This window comes from Pseudocitrobacter sp. 2023LY-00077 (assembly GCF_055796175.1).
This window is the reverse complement of the sequence record NZ_JBSPEI010000004.1, coordinates 168129-187579: the sequence shown is the minus strand read 5'-3', so window position 1 is coordinate 187579 and position 19451 is coordinate 168129. Positions and strand designations below refer to the sequence as shown.

Annotated in this window: 18 protein-coding genes; 9 read left to right on the top strand and 9 right to left on the bottom strand. The window is 52.4% G+C overall.

Annotated features, from left to right (window positions below; all coding sequences use genetic code 11):
• Positions 1–84: 84 nt before the first annotated feature.
• Positions 85–276 carry a YdfD/YebW family protein gene (locus ACWWFX_RS07245; protein WP_231827023.1) on the top strand — a complete coding sequence of 64 codons (192 nt, stop codon included), beginning with the start codon at positions 85–87 and terminating at the stop codon, positions 274–276.
• A 9-nt stretch (positions 277–285) separates the two neighbouring features.
• Here the strand turns inward: ACWWFX_RS07245 and lpxP are convergent, their stop codons facing one another.
• From lpxP to yobA, 4 genes are all read right to left on the bottom strand, one after another.
• On the bottom strand, positions 286–1218 hold the full coding sequence (gene lpxP / locus ACWWFX_RS07240; RefSeq protein WP_231827022.1) for a kdo(2)-lipid IV(A) palmitoleoyltransferase: 933 nt from the start codon (positions 1216–1218) through the stop codon (positions 286–288).
• A 942-nt stretch (positions 1219–2160) separates the two neighbouring features.
• Complete coding sequence (locus ACWWFX_RS07235) at positions 2161–2499, bottom strand: YebY family protein (protein WP_456145803.1); 339 nt, start codon at positions 2497–2499, stop codon at positions 2161–2163.
• A 14-nt stretch (positions 2500–2513) separates the two neighbouring features.
• Positions 2514–3383, bottom strand: a complete 870-nt coding sequence (gene copD, locus ACWWFX_RS07230) for a copper homeostasis membrane protein CopD (protein ID WP_473223498.1) — start codon at positions 3381–3383, stop codon at positions 2514–2516.
• A 1-nt stretch (position 3384) separates the two neighbouring features.
• Complete coding sequence (gene yobA / locus ACWWFX_RS07225; RefSeq protein WP_473223497.1) at positions 3385–3759, bottom strand: CopC domain-containing protein YobA; 375 nt, start codon at positions 3757–3759, stop codon at positions 3385–3387.
• A gap of 136 nt (positions 3760–3895) precedes the next feature.
• Here yobA and ACWWFX_RS07220 point away from each other — a divergent pair, with 136 nt between their 5' ends.
• The 3 genes from ACWWFX_RS07220 (at position 3896) to exoX (ending at position 5577) form a co-directional block, all read left to right on the top strand.
• Positions 3896–4126 (top strand): DNA polymerase III subunit theta, encoded by a 231-nt coding sequence (locus ACWWFX_RS07220; RefSeq protein ID WP_015964045.1) that lies wholly within the window; start codon positions 3896–3898, stop codon positions 4124–4126.
• Positions 4127–4225: 99 nt separating this feature from the next.
• Positions 4226–4894: a nitrilase-related carbon-nitrogen hydrolase gene (locus ACWWFX_RS07215; protein WP_456145804.1), complete on the top strand. Its 669-nt coding sequence runs from the start codon at positions 4226–4228 to the stop codon at positions 4892–4894.
• Between the two features lie 23 nt (positions 4895–4917).
• A complete protein-coding gene (gene exoX, locus ACWWFX_RS07210) occupies positions 4918–5577 on the top strand; it encodes an exodeoxyribonuclease X (RefSeq protein WP_456145805.1) in 660 nt (219 codons plus the stop codon).
• Between the two features lies 1 nt (position 5578).
• Here the strand turns inward: exoX and ptrB are convergent, their stop codons facing one another.
• Positions 5579–7639: an oligopeptidase B gene (gene ptrB, locus ACWWFX_RS07205; RefSeq protein ID WP_473223496.1), complete on the bottom strand. Its 2061-nt coding sequence runs from the start codon at positions 7637–7639 to the stop codon at positions 5579–5581.
• Between the two features lie 82 nt (positions 7640–7721).
• Positions 7722–8363, bottom strand: a complete 642-nt coding sequence (locus ACWWFX_RS07200; protein WP_276219906.1) for a tellurite resistance TerB family protein — start codon at positions 8361–8363, stop codon at positions 7722–7724.
• 180 nt (positions 8364–8543) lie between these two features.
• On the opposite strand from ACWWFX_RS07200, the gene purT reads away from it, so the two are divergent.
• The 3 genes from purT (at position 8544) to ACWWFX_RS07185 (ending at position 12331) form a co-directional block, all read left to right on the top strand.
• Entirely contained in the window at positions 8544–9722 is a 1179-nt protein-coding gene (purT, locus tag ACWWFX_RS07195) for a formate-dependent phosphoribosylglycinamide formyltransferase (protein ID WP_473223495.1), read from the top strand.
• A gap of 383 nt (positions 9723–10105) precedes the next feature.
• Positions 10106–11359, top strand: coding sequence for a nucleoside permease (locus ACWWFX_RS07190; RefSeq protein ID WP_473223494.1), 1254 nt, complete (start codon positions 10106–10108; stop codon positions 11357–11359).
• Positions 11360–11407: 48 nt separating this feature from the next.
• On the top strand, positions 11408–12331 hold the full coding sequence (locus ACWWFX_RS07185) for a nucleoside 2-deoxyribosyltransferase (RefSeq protein WP_276219903.1): 924 nt from the start codon (positions 11408–11410) through the stop codon (positions 12329–12331).
• Positions 12332–12438: 107 nt separating this feature from the next.
• Here ACWWFX_RS07185 and ACWWFX_RS07180 read toward each other — a convergent pair whose 3' ends face one another.
• From ACWWFX_RS07180 to zwf, 3 genes are all read right to left on the bottom strand, one after another.
• Positions 12439–13080: a bifunctional 4-hydroxy-2-oxoglutarate aldolase/2-dehydro-3-deoxy-phosphogluconate aldolase gene (locus tag ACWWFX_RS07180; protein WP_015964039.1), complete on the bottom strand. Its 642-nt coding sequence runs from the start codon at positions 13078–13080 to the stop codon at positions 12439–12441.
• Between the two features lie 37 nt (positions 13081–13117).
• On the bottom strand, positions 13118–14929 hold the full coding sequence (edd, locus tag ACWWFX_RS07175) for a phosphogluconate dehydratase (protein ID WP_456145810.1): 1812 nt from the start codon (positions 14927–14929) through the stop codon (positions 13118–13120).
• 232 nt (positions 14930–15161) lie between these two features.
• A complete protein-coding gene (zwf, locus tag ACWWFX_RS07170) occupies positions 15162–16637 on the bottom strand; it encodes a glucose-6-phosphate dehydrogenase (RefSeq protein WP_276219901.1) in 1476 nt (491 codons plus the stop codon).
• Positions 16638–16983: 346 nt separating this feature from the next.
• Here zwf and ACWWFX_RS07165 point away from each other — a divergent pair, with 346 nt between their 5' ends.
• A complete protein-coding gene (locus ACWWFX_RS07165; protein WP_113857102.1) occupies positions 16984–17853 on the top strand; it encodes a MurR/RpiR family transcriptional regulator in 870 nt (289 codons plus the stop codon).
• A 120-nt stretch (positions 17854–17973) separates the two neighbouring features.
• The gene (gene pyk / locus ACWWFX_RS07160; protein ID WP_015964035.1) at positions 17974–19416 is read left to right on the top strand and encodes a pyruvate kinase; all 1443 of its coding nucleotides are present in this window, start codon (positions 17974–17976) and stop codon (positions 19414–19416) included.
• The last annotated feature ends 35 nt before the right edge of the window (positions 19417–19451 follow it).

Here is a 19451-nt window from a genome sequence, read left to right as displayed (position 1 = left end):
CTTTCCCGCCGCTGCCCTTCATCCCCTACACTTAATCCTTAACGGATCCGTTGTGTCATAACCTTTTATCAGACTGAGGGCAGGATGTTCGCACTGGTTTTGTTCATCTGCTACCTTGACGGTGGCTGTGATGATATTGTCGTGGACGTGTATAACTCGGAGAAGCAATGTGTTGCTGCGATGGAAGATCAGCGATTGCGTCGTGGAGGATGTTTTCCGATAGAGGATTTTGTGGACGGGTTCTGGTATCCCGCCCACGAATACAGCGATTTTTGAGGGTACCGATCAGTGCGGAGAAGCCGCATGATAGAGCGACGCTTCACCGCGAGGACGCGTTTTAAAGCGACGGTGCACCCACAGATACTGTTCCGGCGCGCGTAAAATCTCTTTCTCGATGATTTTATTCATATAGCTGGCCGCATCGATTTCGTCATTCACCGGGTAATCAGACATCACGTCACTGATGTGCAGCACGTAACCTTTCTTATTCGCCTTACGCACCATGGTGATGCTGAGCATTGCCGCGCCTGACAAACGTGAAAGCACCCATGTCCCGTTGGTGGTTGCCGCTTCGTTCACCGAGAAGAACGGTGCGAAAACGCTACCCTTCGGGCCGTAATCCTGATCTGGCGCAAACCACACGGCTTCACCGGCTTTCAGCGCCTGCACCAGGCCACGCAAATTGCGGCGATCGATCATCGCTTTATTGGAACGCAGGCGACCTTTGGTCTGCACCCACTCCATCAGCGGATCATTATGACGACGGTAGGTTGCCATCATCGGGCGACATAACCCCATGACCCTGCCCCCGAGCTCCAGTGACATAAAGTGCACGCCAACCACCATCACGCCACGATGCTGCTGTAATGCTTTAGTCAGGTTGTCGTAACCTTCGACATCAAACCATTTTTTGACGCGGGCATCGCTCCAGAACCAGGCCATACCGGTTTCAATCAGGCCCATCCCGAGCGACATAAAGTTTTGCTCAAGCATCGCTTCACGTGAAGCCGCGTCCATCTGAGGGAAGCAGAGTTCAATATTACGCGCCGCAATGCGCTCGCGGCGCTTGAGAAAACGACGAGACATTTTACCCACCGTTGAACCGAGGGCATGTAAGACAGGATAAGGAAGCTGGACGATGAGCCAAAGCACACCTAAGCCGAACCACGTTAACCAGTTACGCGGATGCAATAACCGGGTATCAAATTCTTTAGACATCATTTTTTCCTGAGGCATGAAAAAAAGTAGCGCGTAAGGAAAAAATGAATCCTTTTCATCACTCTTTATGCGGTACGTATAAGAGTTTGACAGTAATACGTTCGGCTAATTCACTTTCAGGACAAGACTTTACAAAAGAGACCTGAAAAAAGAAAAAAACTTACCGGAAGGCTGTAGCTTAACTCCCCGTTAGAATGCACTCTTTTTAGCAAAAAGGATAGCGCGATTTGCACCCACCACACGATTACATAAAGCCTGAGCGCCCCGCCGGGCGCGGCATACGGTGATTTGTTCGCCATAGCAGATGATTAATCAGGCATTTCCGAATTATTCATTAGGTGAGGACTTATCACAGAAATAAATATTTACCGCACTCCTTATTTATTCTATTTGTCAGAGCATTCTTAACTCTGACGATTTTATAAATGCGATGATACGGAGAGCGTAAAACAGATCATAAGGCTAATTATTTCGCGATACATTGATAAATGCGCCTGAACATACAGAAACACCGAGCAATCATGGCGATTCACCTGCGACGGGCGAAACAGACTGGTAGAAAAAATAAATGTAAAGTAATTGTTAATGACGAAATCGCTATGATATAAAGAAAAAGGACGTACCGGCGGGTATGGCTCTTTGCTCAGGATGCTAAGAGCCACAGATGGCGCAACAGACTGATAAAAAGAGACCGAATACGATTCCTGTATTCGGTCCAGGGAAATGGCTCTTGGGAGAGAGCCGTGCGCTAAAAGTTGGCATTAATGCAGGCTAAGTCGCCTTGCACTATAAGAATAGATGACCGTGCCAGGTTTTCCAGTCCGCGACGAAAGCGGTCAGAAAATTTCGGCGTCAAAAAACGGCAGATCATAAAAAAACCGCTCGCACATTCCCGGAATGGCGGCGGTTTTTTATTTGGAATCAATTAGATATTTTTGACAATCAGCACAGCTTTTCAGCGCGCTCGATAAACGGCGCCAGGCTCATTTTCTCTCCCGGACGCGCAGGATCATCAATTTGTATGATGCTCAGCGGCTGCGCGGTGGTCTTCCCGGCCTTAACCTGCTCTTCGGCAATGCCGTTAAGCGGATATTGAACCAGCGTGCTTGGGTTAATCACATACAGCGCATTGCCCGGGCGACAGGTCAGCATCACCTCTTCCCGATTAAACGCCCACTTATCTTTCCCCACCTCAAAGCGGCTCACGGTGATAATTTGCGGAGCGGCCAGCGCGGAACCCGCCGCCGTTAACAATAAAAGAGTCAGAACGATTTTTTTCATATCTTCGCCATTATTTAAAAAGGTTCCCAGGTGGCAAACAGGCTGACGCATGCCAGCACCAGCGCCCCAAGAACAAGTTCTACCTGCGTTGTGCGCAGAAAAAAGCGTTGCGTAGCGGGCTCAGCCATCACCATTCGCGGCACGACAACATAGCGGTTCACCAGCGCAATAACCACCATCATGGCGACCAGCGCACATTTTACCAGCAGCATGCGGCTATAAGGTGTATCCAGCGGCCAGCCATTCTGAATCAATAATGCGTTAACGATCCCCGTCAACACGACACCCGCCACCGCAAGATGCCCGTACCGCGAAAAACGCATCATGGTATAGATTGCCGCCTGCCGCCAGCGCCCTTTTGCCAGTCTCAGACAATAAAGAAACGGCAATAAGCCGCCAAGCCAGGCCGCTGCAAACAGCAGATGCAGCCCATGATTCCCGCGCTGTAGCGCGCCAATAGCCCCGTCGCGCATTGCCGAATGCCCGGTACCTGCCAACAGGATAAACTGCGCCGCCGTCAGGAGCAGCAGTAAACGCATCATCTGACGCGGTTTCACCCAACCGATGGTTAGTGCCACGCCCGCCAGAATGATTTGCCACAACCAGACGCCGCCAAATTGCGTCGCCGCCACCGCCAGCCAGACTTCAGGCTGCCAGACGTCGCGCCAGCCATCCCCCATCAACCCGCCCTGCACCATTAGCATCAACAGTGCCGATGCGGCGCAGGCCAGCAGCGAGAGATGAATCAGCGGTGCAAAGCGCTGGCTGAAAAGACGGCGCAGCGGTGGTGGAGCCCACCAGCCACCATAAAGCGCGCATCCCAGTACCGCCATCAGCGCAGCAAAATGCACGAAGCGCAGCCCAACATAGAGCGTCGTCAGCATATTATTTCACGCGAAACTGGTACTGACCCTGGGTTTTATGCCCATCGACTGACACCACGTGCCAGTTAACGGTATAGAGCCCGGATGCCAGCGGTTGATTGATCGGAACCGTCAGTTCCGTTTTATCAGTTTCACTGCGTACCGCTTTGCCCGTTTCGACTTTTTTAGCATCCGCCCCGGTCACCGTGACGCCGCTGAAGCGCGATTCGACGCCTTCAGAGAAATGCAGCGTAATAGATTGCGGTGCGGGGCTCACTTCACTTTCTGCGGCAGGCACCTGTTGTTTGAGGTGGGCATGCGCCCAGACAGCCGGGGCAGAGAGGGAGCAGGTTAAAAACAGCGTAGCGCAGAGCACGCGAACGGCGTGGGATCCCATATTGTTCATTCCCTTTTGTTATGGATGTAGCTGAAAGAATAACCTTGTATAATTCCTGAGTCGAGATGTGGCGCCATTAAGCTTGCCATTCTACGAGACTCTTAGTAACGTTGCGCCCTGAAAAGGAGAGAATCTGATGCATACTAATCTGGCTAAACTACCGCAAGATGAGATGGATAAAGTTAACGTCGATCTTGCCGCAGCGGGCGTCGCCTTTAAAGAACGCTATAACATGCCAGTGGTTGCCGAAGTGGTGGAACGCGAACAGCCGGAACACCTTCGCGATTGGTTCCGCGAGCGTTTAATCGCCCATCGTCTGGCCTCGGTTTCCCTGTCTCGTTTGCCTTACGAGCCGAAACAAAAATAATCCTTACGGACTGTTACACTTCCTTACGGCAATCGGTGTAAACTTCTTCAGGAAAATCTGAAGTAACGACCCACTGACCTCTTGTTGAAGGAAGCAACTATGCTGGCATGGTCTATTGCAGCGGCGCAATTCGCGCCGCAGAACGGCAGCCTCGCCGAAAATATCGTTCACCATCTCCGTTTTATCCGCGCCGCGGCGAAACTGGAATGTAAGGTATTAATTTTCCCTGAACTCTCTCTGACTGGCCTGACGGGTGAGTCCGGGCTCCCCTCACCTCCCAGTAACGACCAGTTGCAACCGCTCACCGATGCGGCCCGCCAGCATCAGATAACCATTGTGGCTGGCTTACCCGTTGAGGAAAACGGTCAGCGCAGTAAGGGCGTGGCCATATTCTCCCCCGACACCGCGAAACCGTATACCTGCGCGCAGGGCAACGGTACCTGCCTGACGCCGGAATCGCGCTATATCAGCGTGTTCAATTTGAATAACGATGGCTGCGATCTATCGCCACAGGCGTCGCTGCTGGCCACGCTTACCAGCACCGCAGAATCCCAGCAAAGCCTGAATACTCAGCGGTTACAATGGTTTGCACGTAAGCACGCCATCGCGGTGCTCAAGTCTAACTACAGCTGCGATGACTTTTCCGGCGGCAGCGCCCTATGGGATGAAACCGGGCAACTGATCGTCCGGGCGGACCAGGGTGAACTACTGGTCACCGGCAGAAAAAGCGCTCAGGGTTGGCAAGGCGACATCATTCCATTACGCTAGCTTCTTTTGGCCGGGAGTAAGCCATGTTACGCGTGATCGATACCGAAACCTGCGACCTTCAGGGGGGCGTCGTTGAGATAGCTTCCGTAGATGTCGTGGATGGGAAAATCACCAACCCAATGAGCCACCTCGTGCGCCCCGATCGCCCGATCAGCGCACAGGCGATGGCAATTCACCGCATTACGGAAGAGATGGTTGCCGATCAGCCGTGGATTGAAGAGGTTCTGCCTTTTTACCAGGGAAGCCCGTGGTATGTCGCGCACAACGCAAGTTTCGACCGTCGCGTTCTGCCAGAAATGAACGGTGAGTGGATTTGCACGATGAAGATGGCGCGTCGGTTATGGCCCGGCATCAAATACAGCAACATGGCGCTGTATAAGTCGCGCAAACTGAGCATCGCCACGCCGCCGGGGTTACATCATCACCGCGCGCTGTATGATTGCTATATCACTGCCGCATTACTGATTGATATCATCGATGTTTCTGGCTGGTCGCCCGAACAAATGGTCGATGTCACCGGACGCCCGGCGCTGCTGCGCACCTTTACCTTTGGTAAATATCGCGGCAAAGAGGTTTCGGAAGTGGCGGAGAACGACCCAGGTTATTTACGGTGGTTGTTCAACAACCTGGATCGAATGAGCCCGGAATTGCGCCTCACGTTAAAGCACTATCTGGGCGAATAACTTAGCGGACGCTTCTGCCGGGTAAGGTACCCTGAGCCAGCGCAATCAGAAACGTGAATTCGAGCGCCACGCCTTCATAACTTTTGAAGCGCCCCGACTTCCCACCATGCCCGGAGTCCATATCCGTACACAGCAGCAGAAGGTTATCATCCACCTTCTGCTCGCGCAGTTTCGCCACCCATTTCGCGGGCTCCCAGTACTGTACCTGAGAATCATGCAACCCGGTGGTGACCAGCAGATGCGGATACGCCATCGGCTGCACATTATCGTAGGGGCTGTAGGACTTCATGTAGTGGTAATAAGTTTCATCCTGCGGATTTCCCCACTCCTCAAACTCCCCGGTGGTCAGCGGAATAGACTCATCCAGCATCGTCGTGACGACATCAACAAATGGCACCTGCGCCACCACGCCGTGGAACAGTTCAGGTCGCAAATTAATGGCGGTTCCCATTAACATCCCGCCCGCGCTGCCCCCCATGCCGTAGCACAGTTTGGCATCACCATAGCCCTGAGCCAGCAGCGCATCGGTCACATCAAGGTAATCATTGAAGGTATTCATCTTCTTGAGGAATTTGCCATCTTCATACCACTGCTGCCCTAACTCGCCTCCGCCGCGAACGTGGGCGATAGCATAGACAAAACCGCGATCCAGCAGGCTCAGACGGCTGCCGCTGAAATCGGCGTCCATACTGGCACCGTAAGAGCCGTAGCCATACACCAGCAGCGGATTTTTTCCTTTGCGGAAATGTTCGCGGTGATACACCAGCGAAACCGGGACTTCCACGCCATCGCGCGCGGTGATCCAAACGTGTTCGCTCTGGTAACGCGAGGCGTCGAAACCTTTAACCTCCTGCTGCTTCAGCACCTGACGCTCGCCGGTATCCATATCCAGCTCAAACAACGTATCCGGCGTGGTCATGGACGAATAGCCATAGCGCAGCCGCGACGTTTCCGGCTCAGGATTATAGGCCACCCAGGTAACATAGGCGGGGTCATCAAAGGCAATCCCGCTCTCTTCATGCGTATGGCGATTAATCTGCCGCAGGCTGGTCAGGCCGTGCTGACGCTCCTCCAGCACCAGCCAGTCGGTAAAGAGCGTAAAGCTCTCAAGCATCACATCATCGCGTGCCGGAATCAGCGTTTGCCACTGTTTCTCATCGCGTACATTACTGCGGTAAAGACCGAAGTTTTTCCCTTCACGGTTGGAGCGAATATAAAAATGATGCTGAAAGTGATCGATGCTGTATTCATGATCTTTTCGACGCGGCAGGAACACGATCGGTCCGGCATCCGGCAACTCGGCATCAAGCAGCCGCATTTCGCTGGTCGTGGCGCTGGAGAGCGCGATCACCACATAGTGTTTCGAGGACGTTTTATGCAGGCTGACGTAAAACGTGTCATCTTTCTCTTCATACACCAGCGTATCCTGCGCCGCAGGAGTACCGATGCGATGTCGCCACACCTGCCACGGCAGAAGCGTCGTGGGGTGCTTGCGAACATAATAGAGCGTTTGAGAATCATTGACCCAGACGATGCCAGGAGAGACATTCTCCAGCACTTCAGGGTACCAGTTCCCGGTACGCAAATTGCAAAAACGCAGGCCGTACTGGCGACGCGAAAGATAATCTTCGGTGATCGCCAGCAGATCGTTGTCCGGTGAAACCGTCAGCCCACCGAGGGTATAAAACTCGCTGTGCGCGGCGCGCTGATTGGCGTCGAGTAACAGATCCCAGGGTTCCCACTCCCCCTTCTGTACCGACTGGCGCTGATAAATCGCGTACTCGCAGCCCGGCTCATACACCTGGCGATAGCGATAACCGTTTTTGGTATAGGGCGCGGACTCTTCTCGCTGAGGAATACGGTCGATGATCTCCTTCAGCACGCGCTCCTGAAGCTCGCGCTGAGAATCCATCACACTTTTTCCGTAATCATTTTCCTGATGCAGATAATCGAGGACCTCTGGCTCTGCGCGATTGTCGTCGCGCAGCCAGAAATAGTTATCGATACGCGTATCGCCATGAAGCGTCATGGCGTGAGGAATTCGTTTCGCTTTTGGCGGCATGTCATTGTTCTTCTGTATTAGTCACACCCTATAAGGGTGGACAAATTAAACGACGATGCAAGCGAAACCTGTGACAAGACGTTTAAAGTTGCTGTTTTTGTTGCTGCAAATCCTGCTCGATGCCTTCTCGCACTTCCGGCGGCAGCTTCAGCGCGTCGCCCAGCGCATTCAGATAGCTGCGCTCCATAAAGTGATCGATATCTATCGCCGCACAACTCACAAAGTAAAGCTCTAAAGCTTCCTCTTCGTTATGCACATCACGCGCCAGACGTTGGGGATCGAGCGGCTGTTCAATAGCCTGGGCGATCAGCGCACGCCCCTGCTCCTCAACACCGGCTTCGCGCAGTTGCTGTTCGATGGCCGCCTGCTCTTTGGCATCAATATGCCCGTCGCTCTTCGCGGCGAACACCAGCGCCAGAATCAGTCGCTGCGTGCGCACATCCAGCGGCGCGGCAGGTTCACCGTATTTCTGTTCTGTTTGCGGATTGCCCTTTAACTTATCTTTATATTTGTTCCACAACACGCTGCCCGCCACCGCACCGCCGCCGACTAACAGCGCCCCGGTGCCGTATTTCGCCAGCATTTTGCGCGAGGATTTACTGGCGACCAGCAAGCCCGCCAGCCCGCCCAGTGCGCCAGGCACCAGCATTTGGCTGAGATCTTTCTTCCCCTCACCCGATTTTTGCCCCAGCAGCGATTGCAATTGATTAAGCCAGCCAGACATATGACCTCCGATAGATTTGTGCCAGTTATCCAGCGTAGGCGAGCCGATGTCAGGATATGTCTGCGCCGCATAAAGATGCGCAAATTTAAGGTGATAGCGCCGGGTTAACGCTGACAGCAAGACAGACGCAAACGTTTTCGTTTATAATGCGCGAAATTTTGACAGACGATGGAAGATGCAATGACTTTACTAGGCACAGCCCTGCGTCCTGCGGCGACGCGCGTAATGCTTTTAGGTTCTGGCGAACTCGGAAAAGAGGTTGCCATTGAGTGTCAGCGACTGGGAATTGAAGTGATTGCAGTCGATCGCTATGCCGATGCGCCTGCCATGCACGTCGCGCACCGCTCGCACGTCATTAACATGCTGGATGGTCAGGCGCTGAAAGCGCTGGTCGAGGCGGAAAAACCGCATTTCATCGTGCCGGAAATTGAAGCTATCGCCACCGACATGCTGGTTGAACTGGAACGTCAGGGCCAGAACGTGGTGCCCTGCGCGCGCGCCACGCAGCTGACCATGAACCGCGAAGGCATTCGTCGCCTGGCCGCCGAAGAACTCAAGCTCCCCACGTCGGCATATCGCTTCGCCGACAGCGAAGCGGCATTCCGTGATGCCGTCACGGAAATTGGCCTGCCCTGCATCATCAAACCGGTAATGAGCTCATCCGGCAAAGGCCAGAGTTTTATCCGCAGCGAAGCGCAGCTCGCCGACGCCTGGCAGTATGCCCAGCAGGGTGGTCGTGCGGGCGCGGGCCGCGTCATCGTCGAAGGCGTGGTGAATTTTGATTTTGAAATCACCCTGCTGACGGTGAGCGCGGTCGATGGCGTTCACTTCTGTGCACCGGTCGGTCACCGCCAGGAAGATGGCGATTATCGTGAATCGTGGCAGCCCCAGCAGATGAGCCCGCTCGCCCTGGAACGCGCGCAGGCTATCGCCCGCGACGTTGTGCTGGCGCTGGGCGGTCATGGTTTGTTTGGTGTGGAACTGTTTGTCTGTGGCGATGAGGTTATCTTCAGCGAGGTTTCCCCACGCCCGCATGACACCGGGATGGTGACGCTGATTTCTCAAGACCTCTCCGAGTTCGCCCTGCACGTCCGCGCATTCCTGGGGCTGCCGGTTGGCGCGATTCGTCAGTATGGTCCGTCCGCCTCAGCGGTTATTCTGCCGCGTTTACAGAGCCAGAACGTCACCTTTGATAACGTTAATGGCGCGGTCGGTGCGGGTCTGCAGGTTCGATTGTTTGCAAAACCGGAAATCGACGGTACGCGTCGAATGGGCGTGGCGCTGGCAACAGCGGATTCGGTTGATGACGCCATCGAGCGGGCAAAAGCTGCTGCTGCCGCCGTGATCGTAAAAGGATAGTTAAGCGGGTTCTTAACGCGAAAGATTTAGTCTGTTTTTCATTCTCCGCTCACAGAATGTTAAAGCATCCGGTAATAGTGATAAATTACCGGATGCTCGTTATACACCCACAAAATATTAAAACCATAAGCATATAAAAAACGTTATAAATAACGCCACATATCTACGCACTAAATAAACAGAATCAATATAGAAATGATCTTGAGCGCAACAGTAAAATGTATTGGTTTTTATCGCCACTGTTCGATTATAAAGATAGCGTACCGATATTACACCTAATCGACATGAACTTTATTCATTTCGATATATCGGCGCAACATAAACTCAATGCATTCATTTCTTATTAAGGGTTTACTATTATTTATATTACGTAGGTAAATAACATGAATCTGAAACTTCAATTAAAAACGCTTTCTTTTCTACAGTTTTTTCTATGGGGGAGTTGGCTTAACACCTTTGGCTCCTACATGTTTATTACATTGCACTTCAAGGGTGAAGATATCGGTGCGGTATACAGCACCCTGGGGATTGCCGCCGTCATTACCTCAACCTTGTTTGGGATAGTTGCGGATAAATGGATTAGCGCAAAATGGGTTTATGCCGCTTGTCACTTTATCGGCGCCATCATGCTATTTATTGCCGCGACAGTCACTACCTCCTCCGCGATGTTCACGGTTATCCTGTTGAATTCTTTAGTTTACATGCCAACTCTTGGTCTCAGTAATACTATCTCCTACTATCGACTACAAAATGCAGGGTTGGATATTGTTGCGGCGTTCCCGCCTATTCGCATATGGGGAACCATCGGTTTCATTGCTGCGATGTGGGCGGTAAGCCTGGCGGGGTTCGAACTTAGCCATGTTCAGCTCTACATCGGTGCCGCAGCCTCTCTGGCATTAAGCCTGTTTACATTAACGTTACCCCGTATCCCGGTCGCTAAGTCGAATCAGGCGCGCGGTATTATCGACGTATTGGGACTACGCGCTTTTGCTATATTCAAAAATAGCAAAATGGCCATCTTTTTTATTTTTTCGATGCTGTTGGGTGCCGAGTTACAAATCACGGGTATGTTTGGTAATACCTACCTGCACAGCTTTGAGCGCATTCCTGAATTTGCTAATAGTTTTGTGGTTACACATGCATCAATTCTGCTGTCTGTATCCCAGATCTCAGAGGTTTGTTTTATCCTGGCGATTCCGTTTTTCCTGAAGCGTTTTGGTATTAAGAATGTCATGTTAATGAGCATGATTGCCTGGATGTTACGTTTTGGCCTTTTTGCATATGGCGACCCGTCTTTCATTGGTACCTTATTTTTAATCCTCTCCATGATTGTTTACGGTTGCGCATTTGATTTCTTCAATATTTCAGGTTCTGTGTTTGTTGAGCAAGAGGTTGACCCATCCATTCGCAACAGTGCGCAGGGCGTATTTTTAATGATGGCCAATGGCTTCGGTTGCATCCTGGGTGGGTTTGTTAGTGGCAAGGTTGTCGATTATTTAACCGTTGCAGGCAATCCCGAATGGAAAACAATTTGGTTAGTCTTCGCCGGGTATTCGCTCATCCTCGCGGTCATCTTTGTAATGATATTCAAATACAACCATAAAGGCACCCGTGTCTCCACGGGTAATTTTGCATAAACCGATACCGAAAACGCAACACCATGGATTAGCGAAAAGGAGTTTATTATGGCAAATCAGTTATACAATCAATGCAGAGTGTATTGTGCGCCATGGCGGTTAGACGCACTAAATTTAAATGATATATTAGATCAATGGGTTGATGATGGTTTATTTCCATCGCTCGTTCACACCTTTTTACCCTATCGAGATGATGCTGGCGCAACAAGTGAGGAGGAGATCTTCATCAATGATGTTGCCAACATGGATAATAGCGTGGGTGTCGTAGGCTATTTCGATGGAGGAACCTATGACTCAGGCTGTGCGTGGGAAGCAGGCTACGCATGGGCTCGCGGTATGCCGGTTCATCTGGTAACGACAGATTTTCTTATCTGGGCGGCAGGAGATGCTGACGAATTTTATCCAATCAGCAAGTTGATGAACTACATAGCAACCGTTGTTTCCATCTCTGATTCCGATCCCAGTATTAAGAACTATCGGTCACAAACCACAGACATCATTAATCGCGCATTGCATATTCTGCAGCAGAACTTACTGACTGATTTTGGTACAGGACTTCCTCCGGCTAAACCTGTTTCCCCCTTACCAATCGAGTTCGATTATTATCTTGATCCCAATTTCTCCTATACTGAACCCTCTCGCGAATTACTGGGAAAAATTCAGCAAGCCATTGTCAATGCGGGGAAAACATACATCCTGGGCGATAATATAAATGACATCGCAAACGATATTGATAACTTGAGAAAATCAAAGCAAGCCATATTCTATTCAGATACCTTTGAACCCAACGTTGATACCGGGATTATGAATGGGATTGCTTACGCCCTGAATCAGCGCTCAATTATTTACTGCAGCAAGCAACAGCGTTATCAGTCAGGCCTTGCCATCGACTATCTCAACCTGATGATCACCTACTCTTCCACATTGGCGCACTCCTTTTCGGAACTCGTATCTCTTATAGAGGCTGAATAATCAGGTGCACGATGATGATGCGTGAGAGATAAAAAAAGCGGGCCGTTGGCCCGCTTCAGGTTTATTGCGGCCGGGTAAACGCAGTGCCACCCGGCATCGTTACGCACTTACAGCGTTGCAGTCTCTACGGCTTCGCGAGCCAGTTTGGTGATGCGATCGTAATCGCCTGCTTCCAGCGCATCCGCCGGAACCAGCCAGGAACCACCAACGCACAGAACGCTTTTCAGCGCCAGGTAGTCGCGGCAGTTTTTCAGAGAGATACCGCCAGTCGGGCAGAAACGAACCTGAGAGAACGGACCTGCAATCGCCTGCAGCGCTTTCACGCCGCCGTTTGCTTCAGCCGGGAAGAATTTGAACTCTTTCAGACCGTGATCCATACCCAGCATCAGTTCAGAAACAGAGCTAATACCCGGGATCAGCGGAATAGTACCTTCGGTTGCTGCTTTCAGCAGAGAGTCAGTCAGGCCCGGGCTGATGGCGAACTGCGCACCTGCTTCGGTGACTTCTTTCAGCTGCTGCGGGTTAGTGACAGTACCCGCACCTACGATAGCGTCCGGCACTTCTTTAGCGATAGCGCGGATAGCATCCATTGCGCACGCGGTACGCAGGGTGACTTCCAGCACGCGTACACCGCCTGCAACCAGCGCTTTTGCCATCGGCACAGCGTGTTCCAGCTTGTTCACTACGATTACCGGTACAACAGGACCCGTAGTCAGGATTGCTTCTGCAGTGGTTTTCCAGTTTTTCATCAGATTATTCTCTCGCCAGATCTAAAAACGTATCATCTTAAAAGGTAATGCAGGTTGCGCCCTGCTCTGCGCCGGAGAGTTTCTCGCGTAGCGCGCTGAACATTTCGCGGCCAGTACCGACACGGGAGGCGCTCATGTCAGGAATGTGCGGTTGACGTGCGGCCAGCTCGGCTTCATCGACCAGCAGCGTTAATTCGCCGGTCTGCCCGTTGACACGGATCATATCGCCGTCACGTACTTTTGCCAGCAAGCCACCATCGTATGCTTCCGGGGTAACATGAATTGCTGACGGCACTTTACCTGATGCACCAGAGAGTCGTCCATCAGTTACTAACGCAATTTTGAAACAGCGGTCCAATAATACACCAAGTGGCGGCATGAGTTTATGTAATTCTGGCATTCCGTTCGCTTTTGGCCCCTGATGGCGCACCACAACTACGCAATCTTTGTCCAGCAGGCCCGCTTCAAAGGCGGGCAGAACGTCATGCTGGCTCTCAAAGACCACGGCTGGCGCTTCAATAACCTGGTTTTCTACCGGCACGGCAGAGGTTTTCATCACTGCGCGGCCAAGGTTTCCGCTCAGTACTTTGGTGCCGCCATGTTTGGAGAACGGTTTGTCGAAGGAGGCGATGATGTTTTCATCCAGAGACGCGGTTGCGCCTTCACGCCAGTCCAGCTTGCCGTTATTCAGCCACGGCTCCATGGTGTAGTGAGACAGACCGAAGCCCGCCACGGTATTTACGTCTTCGTGCAGCAAGCCGCCTTTCAGCAGTTCACGCACCAGCACCGGTACGCCGCCCGCCGCCTGGAAGTGGTTAATATCCGCCGGGCCGTTCGGGTACAGACGCGCCATCAGCGGCACAACGTCGGAGATTTCAGAGAAGTCATCCCAGTTGATGATGATGCCCGCAGCACGCGCCATGGCGACCAGGTGCATAGTGTGGTTAGTGGAACCCCCGGTTGCCAGCAGCGCAACGATACCGTTGACCACCACTTTTTCGTCGATCATCTGACCGAGCGGCATCCATTCGTTGCCGTTACCGGTCATGCGGGTCACCTGACGTGCGGCAGCCGCAGTCAGTTCTTCACGCAGCGGCGCGTCCGGGTGAACAAATGAAGAGCCCGGCAGTTGCATCCCCATGAATTCAATAACCATCTGGTTAGTGTTCGCGGTGCCGTAAAACGTACAGGTGCCTGGTGCATGGTAAGAAGCCGCTTCAGAATCAAGCAGCGCGTTACGGTCTACCTTACCTTCCGCATACAGCTGACGAATACGTACTTTTTCTTTATTCGGCAGGCCGCTGGCCATTGGGCCTGACGGAATGAAGACGGACGGCAGGTGGCCGAAAGAGAGCGCCGCCATAGCCAGCCCGGGGACGATTTTGTCGCACACGCCGAGGTACAGCGCGCCGTCAAACATATTGTGAGACAGGCCCACAGCCGCAGACATGGCGATCACTTCACGGCTCAGCAGGGAGAGTTCCATCCCATCCTGACCCTGGGTTACGCCATCGCACATCGCCGGTACGCCACCCGCAACCTGACCCACAGCATTGACGCTGTGCAGGGCTTTACGAATGATATCCGGATAGTGCTCATACGGCTGATGCGCGGAGAGCATGTCGTTATAGGAGGTGATGATCGCAATATTGTTACGCAGCATGCTTTTCAGCGAGGCTTTATCCTCTGCGCCGCAAGCCGCAAAACCGTGCGCCAGATTACCGCAGGCCAGCTGGGAGCGGTGAACGGTTTCTGTCTTCGCACGCTTGATGCGTTCAAGGTAGGCAGAACGGGTATCGCGCGAGCGGTCGATAATGCGATTTGTTACGCGTAACAATACAGGATTCATAAAAGCTCCTCAAAAATTTTCTGTCCAGGCTCCAGTGACATAAGGTTTTGATTAGCATTTTCTGCCACAAAACCCCCGTATTCTGTAGCTTAGGGGCAAACATCTGAAGATAGTGTAATAAAAAAAGCCCCTGGGGTGAATCCACCCGGGGCTTAAATGCGTAAAAATAGCACTACATGCTGTGTTAGATCATGTTACCGGTAAAATACCCCAATGGGATTACCGGCATTCCTTACTCAAACTCGTTCCAGGAACGGCCATCGCGGGTGATCATGGCAACGGAAGCTACCGGCCCCCAGGTGCCTGCCTGATATGGTTTCGGCGGGTCCTGATCGGCGGCCCACGCTTCAGTGATGGAGTCGACCCACTTCCACGCTTCTTCCACTTCATCGCGACGCACGAACAGCGCCTGAATTCCGCGCATGGTTTCCAGCAGCAGGCGCTCGTAAGCATCCGCCAGGTGCGTTTGATTGAAGGTTTCGGAGTAGCTCAGATCCAGCTTGGTGATTTGCAGGTTATGTTTGTGGTCCAGACCCGGCACTTTGTTCAGCACCTGGATATCCACACCTTCATCTGGCTGCAAGCGAATCGTCAGTTTATTCTGCGGCAGCTCCTGCCAGGACTCTTTAAACAGATTGAGTTCCGGGTTTTTGAAGTACACCACCACTTCAGAGCATTTGGTCGGCAGTCGTTTACCGGTACGCAGGTAGAACGGCACGCCCGCCCAGCGCCAGTTGTCGATATCAACGCGAATAGCGACGAAAGTTTCCGTATTGCTCTGTTTGTTGGCGCCCTCTTCTTCCAGGTAGCCCGGCACTTTTTTGCCCTGAGCAAAACCTGAGGTGTACTGACCGCGTACGGTTTTTTCGCGCACGTTAGAACGGTCGATACGACGCAGGGATTTCAGTACTTTCACTTTGGCATCGCGAATGCTGTCGGCGGTCAGATCGGACGGCGGCGACATAGCAATCATGCACAGAATTTGCAGCAAGTGGTTCTGAATCATATCGCGCATCTGACCAGCCTGGTCGAAGTAGCCCCAACGGCCTTCGATACCAACTTCTTCTGCCACGGTGATTTCGACGTGATCGATAGTGCGGTTATCCCAGTTATTAACGAACAGGGAGTTGGCAAAGCGCAGCGCCAGTAGGTTCAGGACCGTTTCTTTACCCAGATAGTGGTCAATACGGTATACCTGGCACTCTTCGAAGTATTCGCCCACCTGGTCGTTGATTTCACGCGAGGTCGCAAGCGAGGTGCCCAGCGGTTTTTCCATCACCACGCGCGCAGGCTTGGCGTTCAGTTTCGCCTCACCCAAACCTTTGCAAATCGCGCCGAACGTATTTGGCGGCATCGCGAAGTAGTTGATGGTGACACGGTTTTTCTGATCCAGCATTTCGCCAAGGCGGCTGAATGCGCTGGTGTCGTTGACATCCAGATTACAGAAATCCAGGCGGCCGCTCAGTGTTTCCCACAAACCTTCATCGATTTTCTCCTTCATGAAGGTTTCGAGCGCCTCGCGCACCACTTTGGTGTACGCCTCTTTGTCCCAATCCGCACGTCCTACCCCGATAATACGGGTGTCCGGATTGATCTGACCGGCTTTTTCAAGCTGATACAGGGAAGGCAACAATTTACGACGCGCCAGGTCACCTTTCGCGCCGAAAATGACCAGATCGCATGCCTGGGCCGTTTGCGTTACCGCCATGTCATTCTCCTCAGTTGTATTTCCTGGTTCTTATGCCAGGCTACAGTTGTAATTTTATTACACCGCACTGTACTGTGTTTACTAACTTACCGAAACCTTTTACCGCCTTAGACCGCACAAATGGAAATATCTGCGGCTTAACGCTTGGGCAAAGCGCTAATTTTGTTCGTTCTTTCGCCCTGTTCGGGTATGCAAAAATTCGACGTTGATCATGTAATGAAAAAAAACAACATTTTTTGCTGTTGTTTGTCCCCTTTCATCAACCTTGAGGGGTATATTCTTGCTAAAACGCCTGCAGATTTCACCCATTAATGGAATCGTTTCAATCAATGAGCGCCCCATCACGATGAACATGCTGGAAAAAATTCAGTCGCAACTGGAAAACCTTAGCAAATCCGAACGTAAAGTGGCGGAGGTGATCCTTGCCGCGCCAGAGCAGGCTATCCACTCAAGTATTGCGGCACTGGCGCTGGAAGCCGAGGTCAGCGAGCCAACGGTTAACCGTTTTTGCCGCAGCCTGGAAACGCGCGGCTTCCCCGATTTTAAGCTTCATCTTGCCCAAAGTCTGGCCAACGGTACACCGTATGTTAATCGTAATGTGGATGAAGATGACAGTGTAGAAGCCTACACCGGGAAAATATTTGAGTCGGCGATGGCAAGCCTGGCACACGTCCGCCAGTCGCTGGAGATGTCGGCGGTGAATCGAGCGGTCGATCTCCTCACTCAGGCCAAACGCATCGCCTTCTTCGGATTGGGTTCTTCCGCCGCTGTCGCCCACGACGCGATGAACAAATTCTTCCGATTCAACGTGCCGGTGGTCTATTCCGATGACATCGTGCTGCAACGGATGAGCTGTATGAATTGCAGCGAAGATGACGTCGTGGTGCTGATATCACACACGGGCAGAACCAAAAGTCTGGTGGAACTGGCGCAGCTGGCGCGTGAGAACGATGCTATGGTGATTGCGCTGACGTCGGCAAACACGCCGCTCGCGCGCGAAGCCACCCTTGCCATTACGCTTGACGTTCCCGAAGACACCGACGTTTATATGCCCATGGTTTCCAGGCTGGCACAGTTGACGGTCATTGACGTGCTGGCTACCGGTTTTACGCTGCGCCGGGGCGCGAAATTCAGGGATAACTTGAAGCGAGTCAAAGAAGCGTTAAAGGAATCGCGGTTTGATAAAGAACGTATGACACACAGCGATAACCACTAAAAATCGTTACAGCACTATTGATTAGACATTCGGCGTTATCACTGCGCAAGCGGTGCTACCTTTTAGGAGCCGAATCCATGTTCACGCAACACCTGGTTGTTTAAGTTAACGGAGTATTACATGTCCAGAAGGCTTCGCAGAACCAAAATCGTTACCACGTTAGGGCCAGCCACTGACCGCGACAATAATCTTGAGAAAGTGATTGCCGCAGGCGCCAACGTTGTACGAATGAACTTCTCTCACGGCACGCCGGAAGATCATAAGCTTCGCGCAGATAAAGTACGCGAAATCGCGGCAAAACTGGGTCGTCATGTGGCTATTTTAGGCGATCTCCAGGGTCCAAAAATCCGTGTTTCAACCTTCAAAGAAGGCAAAGTTTTCCTCAACATCGGCGATAAATTCCTGCTCGACGCCAACCTGGGTAAAGGTGAAGGCGATAAAGAAAAAGTCGGTATCGACTATAAAGGTCTGCCTGCGGATGTGGTTCCGGGCGACATTCTGCTGCTCGACGATGGTCGCGTACAGCTGAAAGTGCTGGAAGTTCAGGGCATGAAAGTGTTCACCGAAGTGACCGTCGGCGGCCCGCTTTCCAACAATAAAGGTATCAACAAACTGGGCGGCGGCCTCTCTGCTGAAGCCCTGACCGAGAAAGACAAAGCAGATATCGTCACCGCAGCAAAAATTGCTGTCGACTATCTGGCGGTCTCCTTCCCGCGCTGTGGCGAAGACCTGAACTACGCTCGTCGTCTGGCGCGCGAAGCAGGCTGCGACGCGAAAATCGTGGCAAAAGTTGAACGTGCGGAAGCCGTATGCAGCCAGGACGCGATGGATGACATCATCCTGGCGTCTGACGTGGTGATGGTTGCGCGTGGCGACCTGGGTGTAGAAATCGGCGACCCGGAGCTGGTGGGTATTCAGAAAGCGTTGATTCGTCGCGCGCGTCAGCTGAATCGTGCAGTGATCACTGCAACCCAGATGATGGAATCGATGATCACCAACCCAATGCCAACCCGCGCGGAAGTCATGGACGTGGCGAACGCCGTGCTGGATGGTACCGATGCGGTAATGCTGTCTGCGGAAACCGCTGCGGGCCAGTATCCGTCTGAAACCGTCGCGGCAATGGCGCGCGTGTGCCTGGGTGCGGAAAAAATCCCAAGCATCAACGTCTCTAAACACCGTCTGGACGTGCAGTTCGACAACGTTGAAGAAGCCATTGCGATGTCCGCGATGTACGCGGCAAACCATCTGAAAGGTGTGAGTGCCATCATCACCATGACCGAGTCTGGCCGTACCGCGCTGATGACTTCACGTATCACCTCCGGTCTGCCGATTTTCGCCATGTCGCGTCATGAGCGCACCCTGAACCTGACCGCGCTGTATCGCGGCGTGACCCCGGTGCATTTCGATAGCGAAAGCGACGGCGTTGCGGCGGCCCATGAAGCTGTTAATCTGCTGCGCGATAAAGGCTATCTGGTTGCCGGCGACCTGGTGATTGTGACGCAGGGTGATGTGATGGATACCGTGGGTTCCACCAACACCACGCGTATTTTGACCGTCGAATAAGATAGTTCTTTAATGTGTAAAAGGCCTCTTCATGT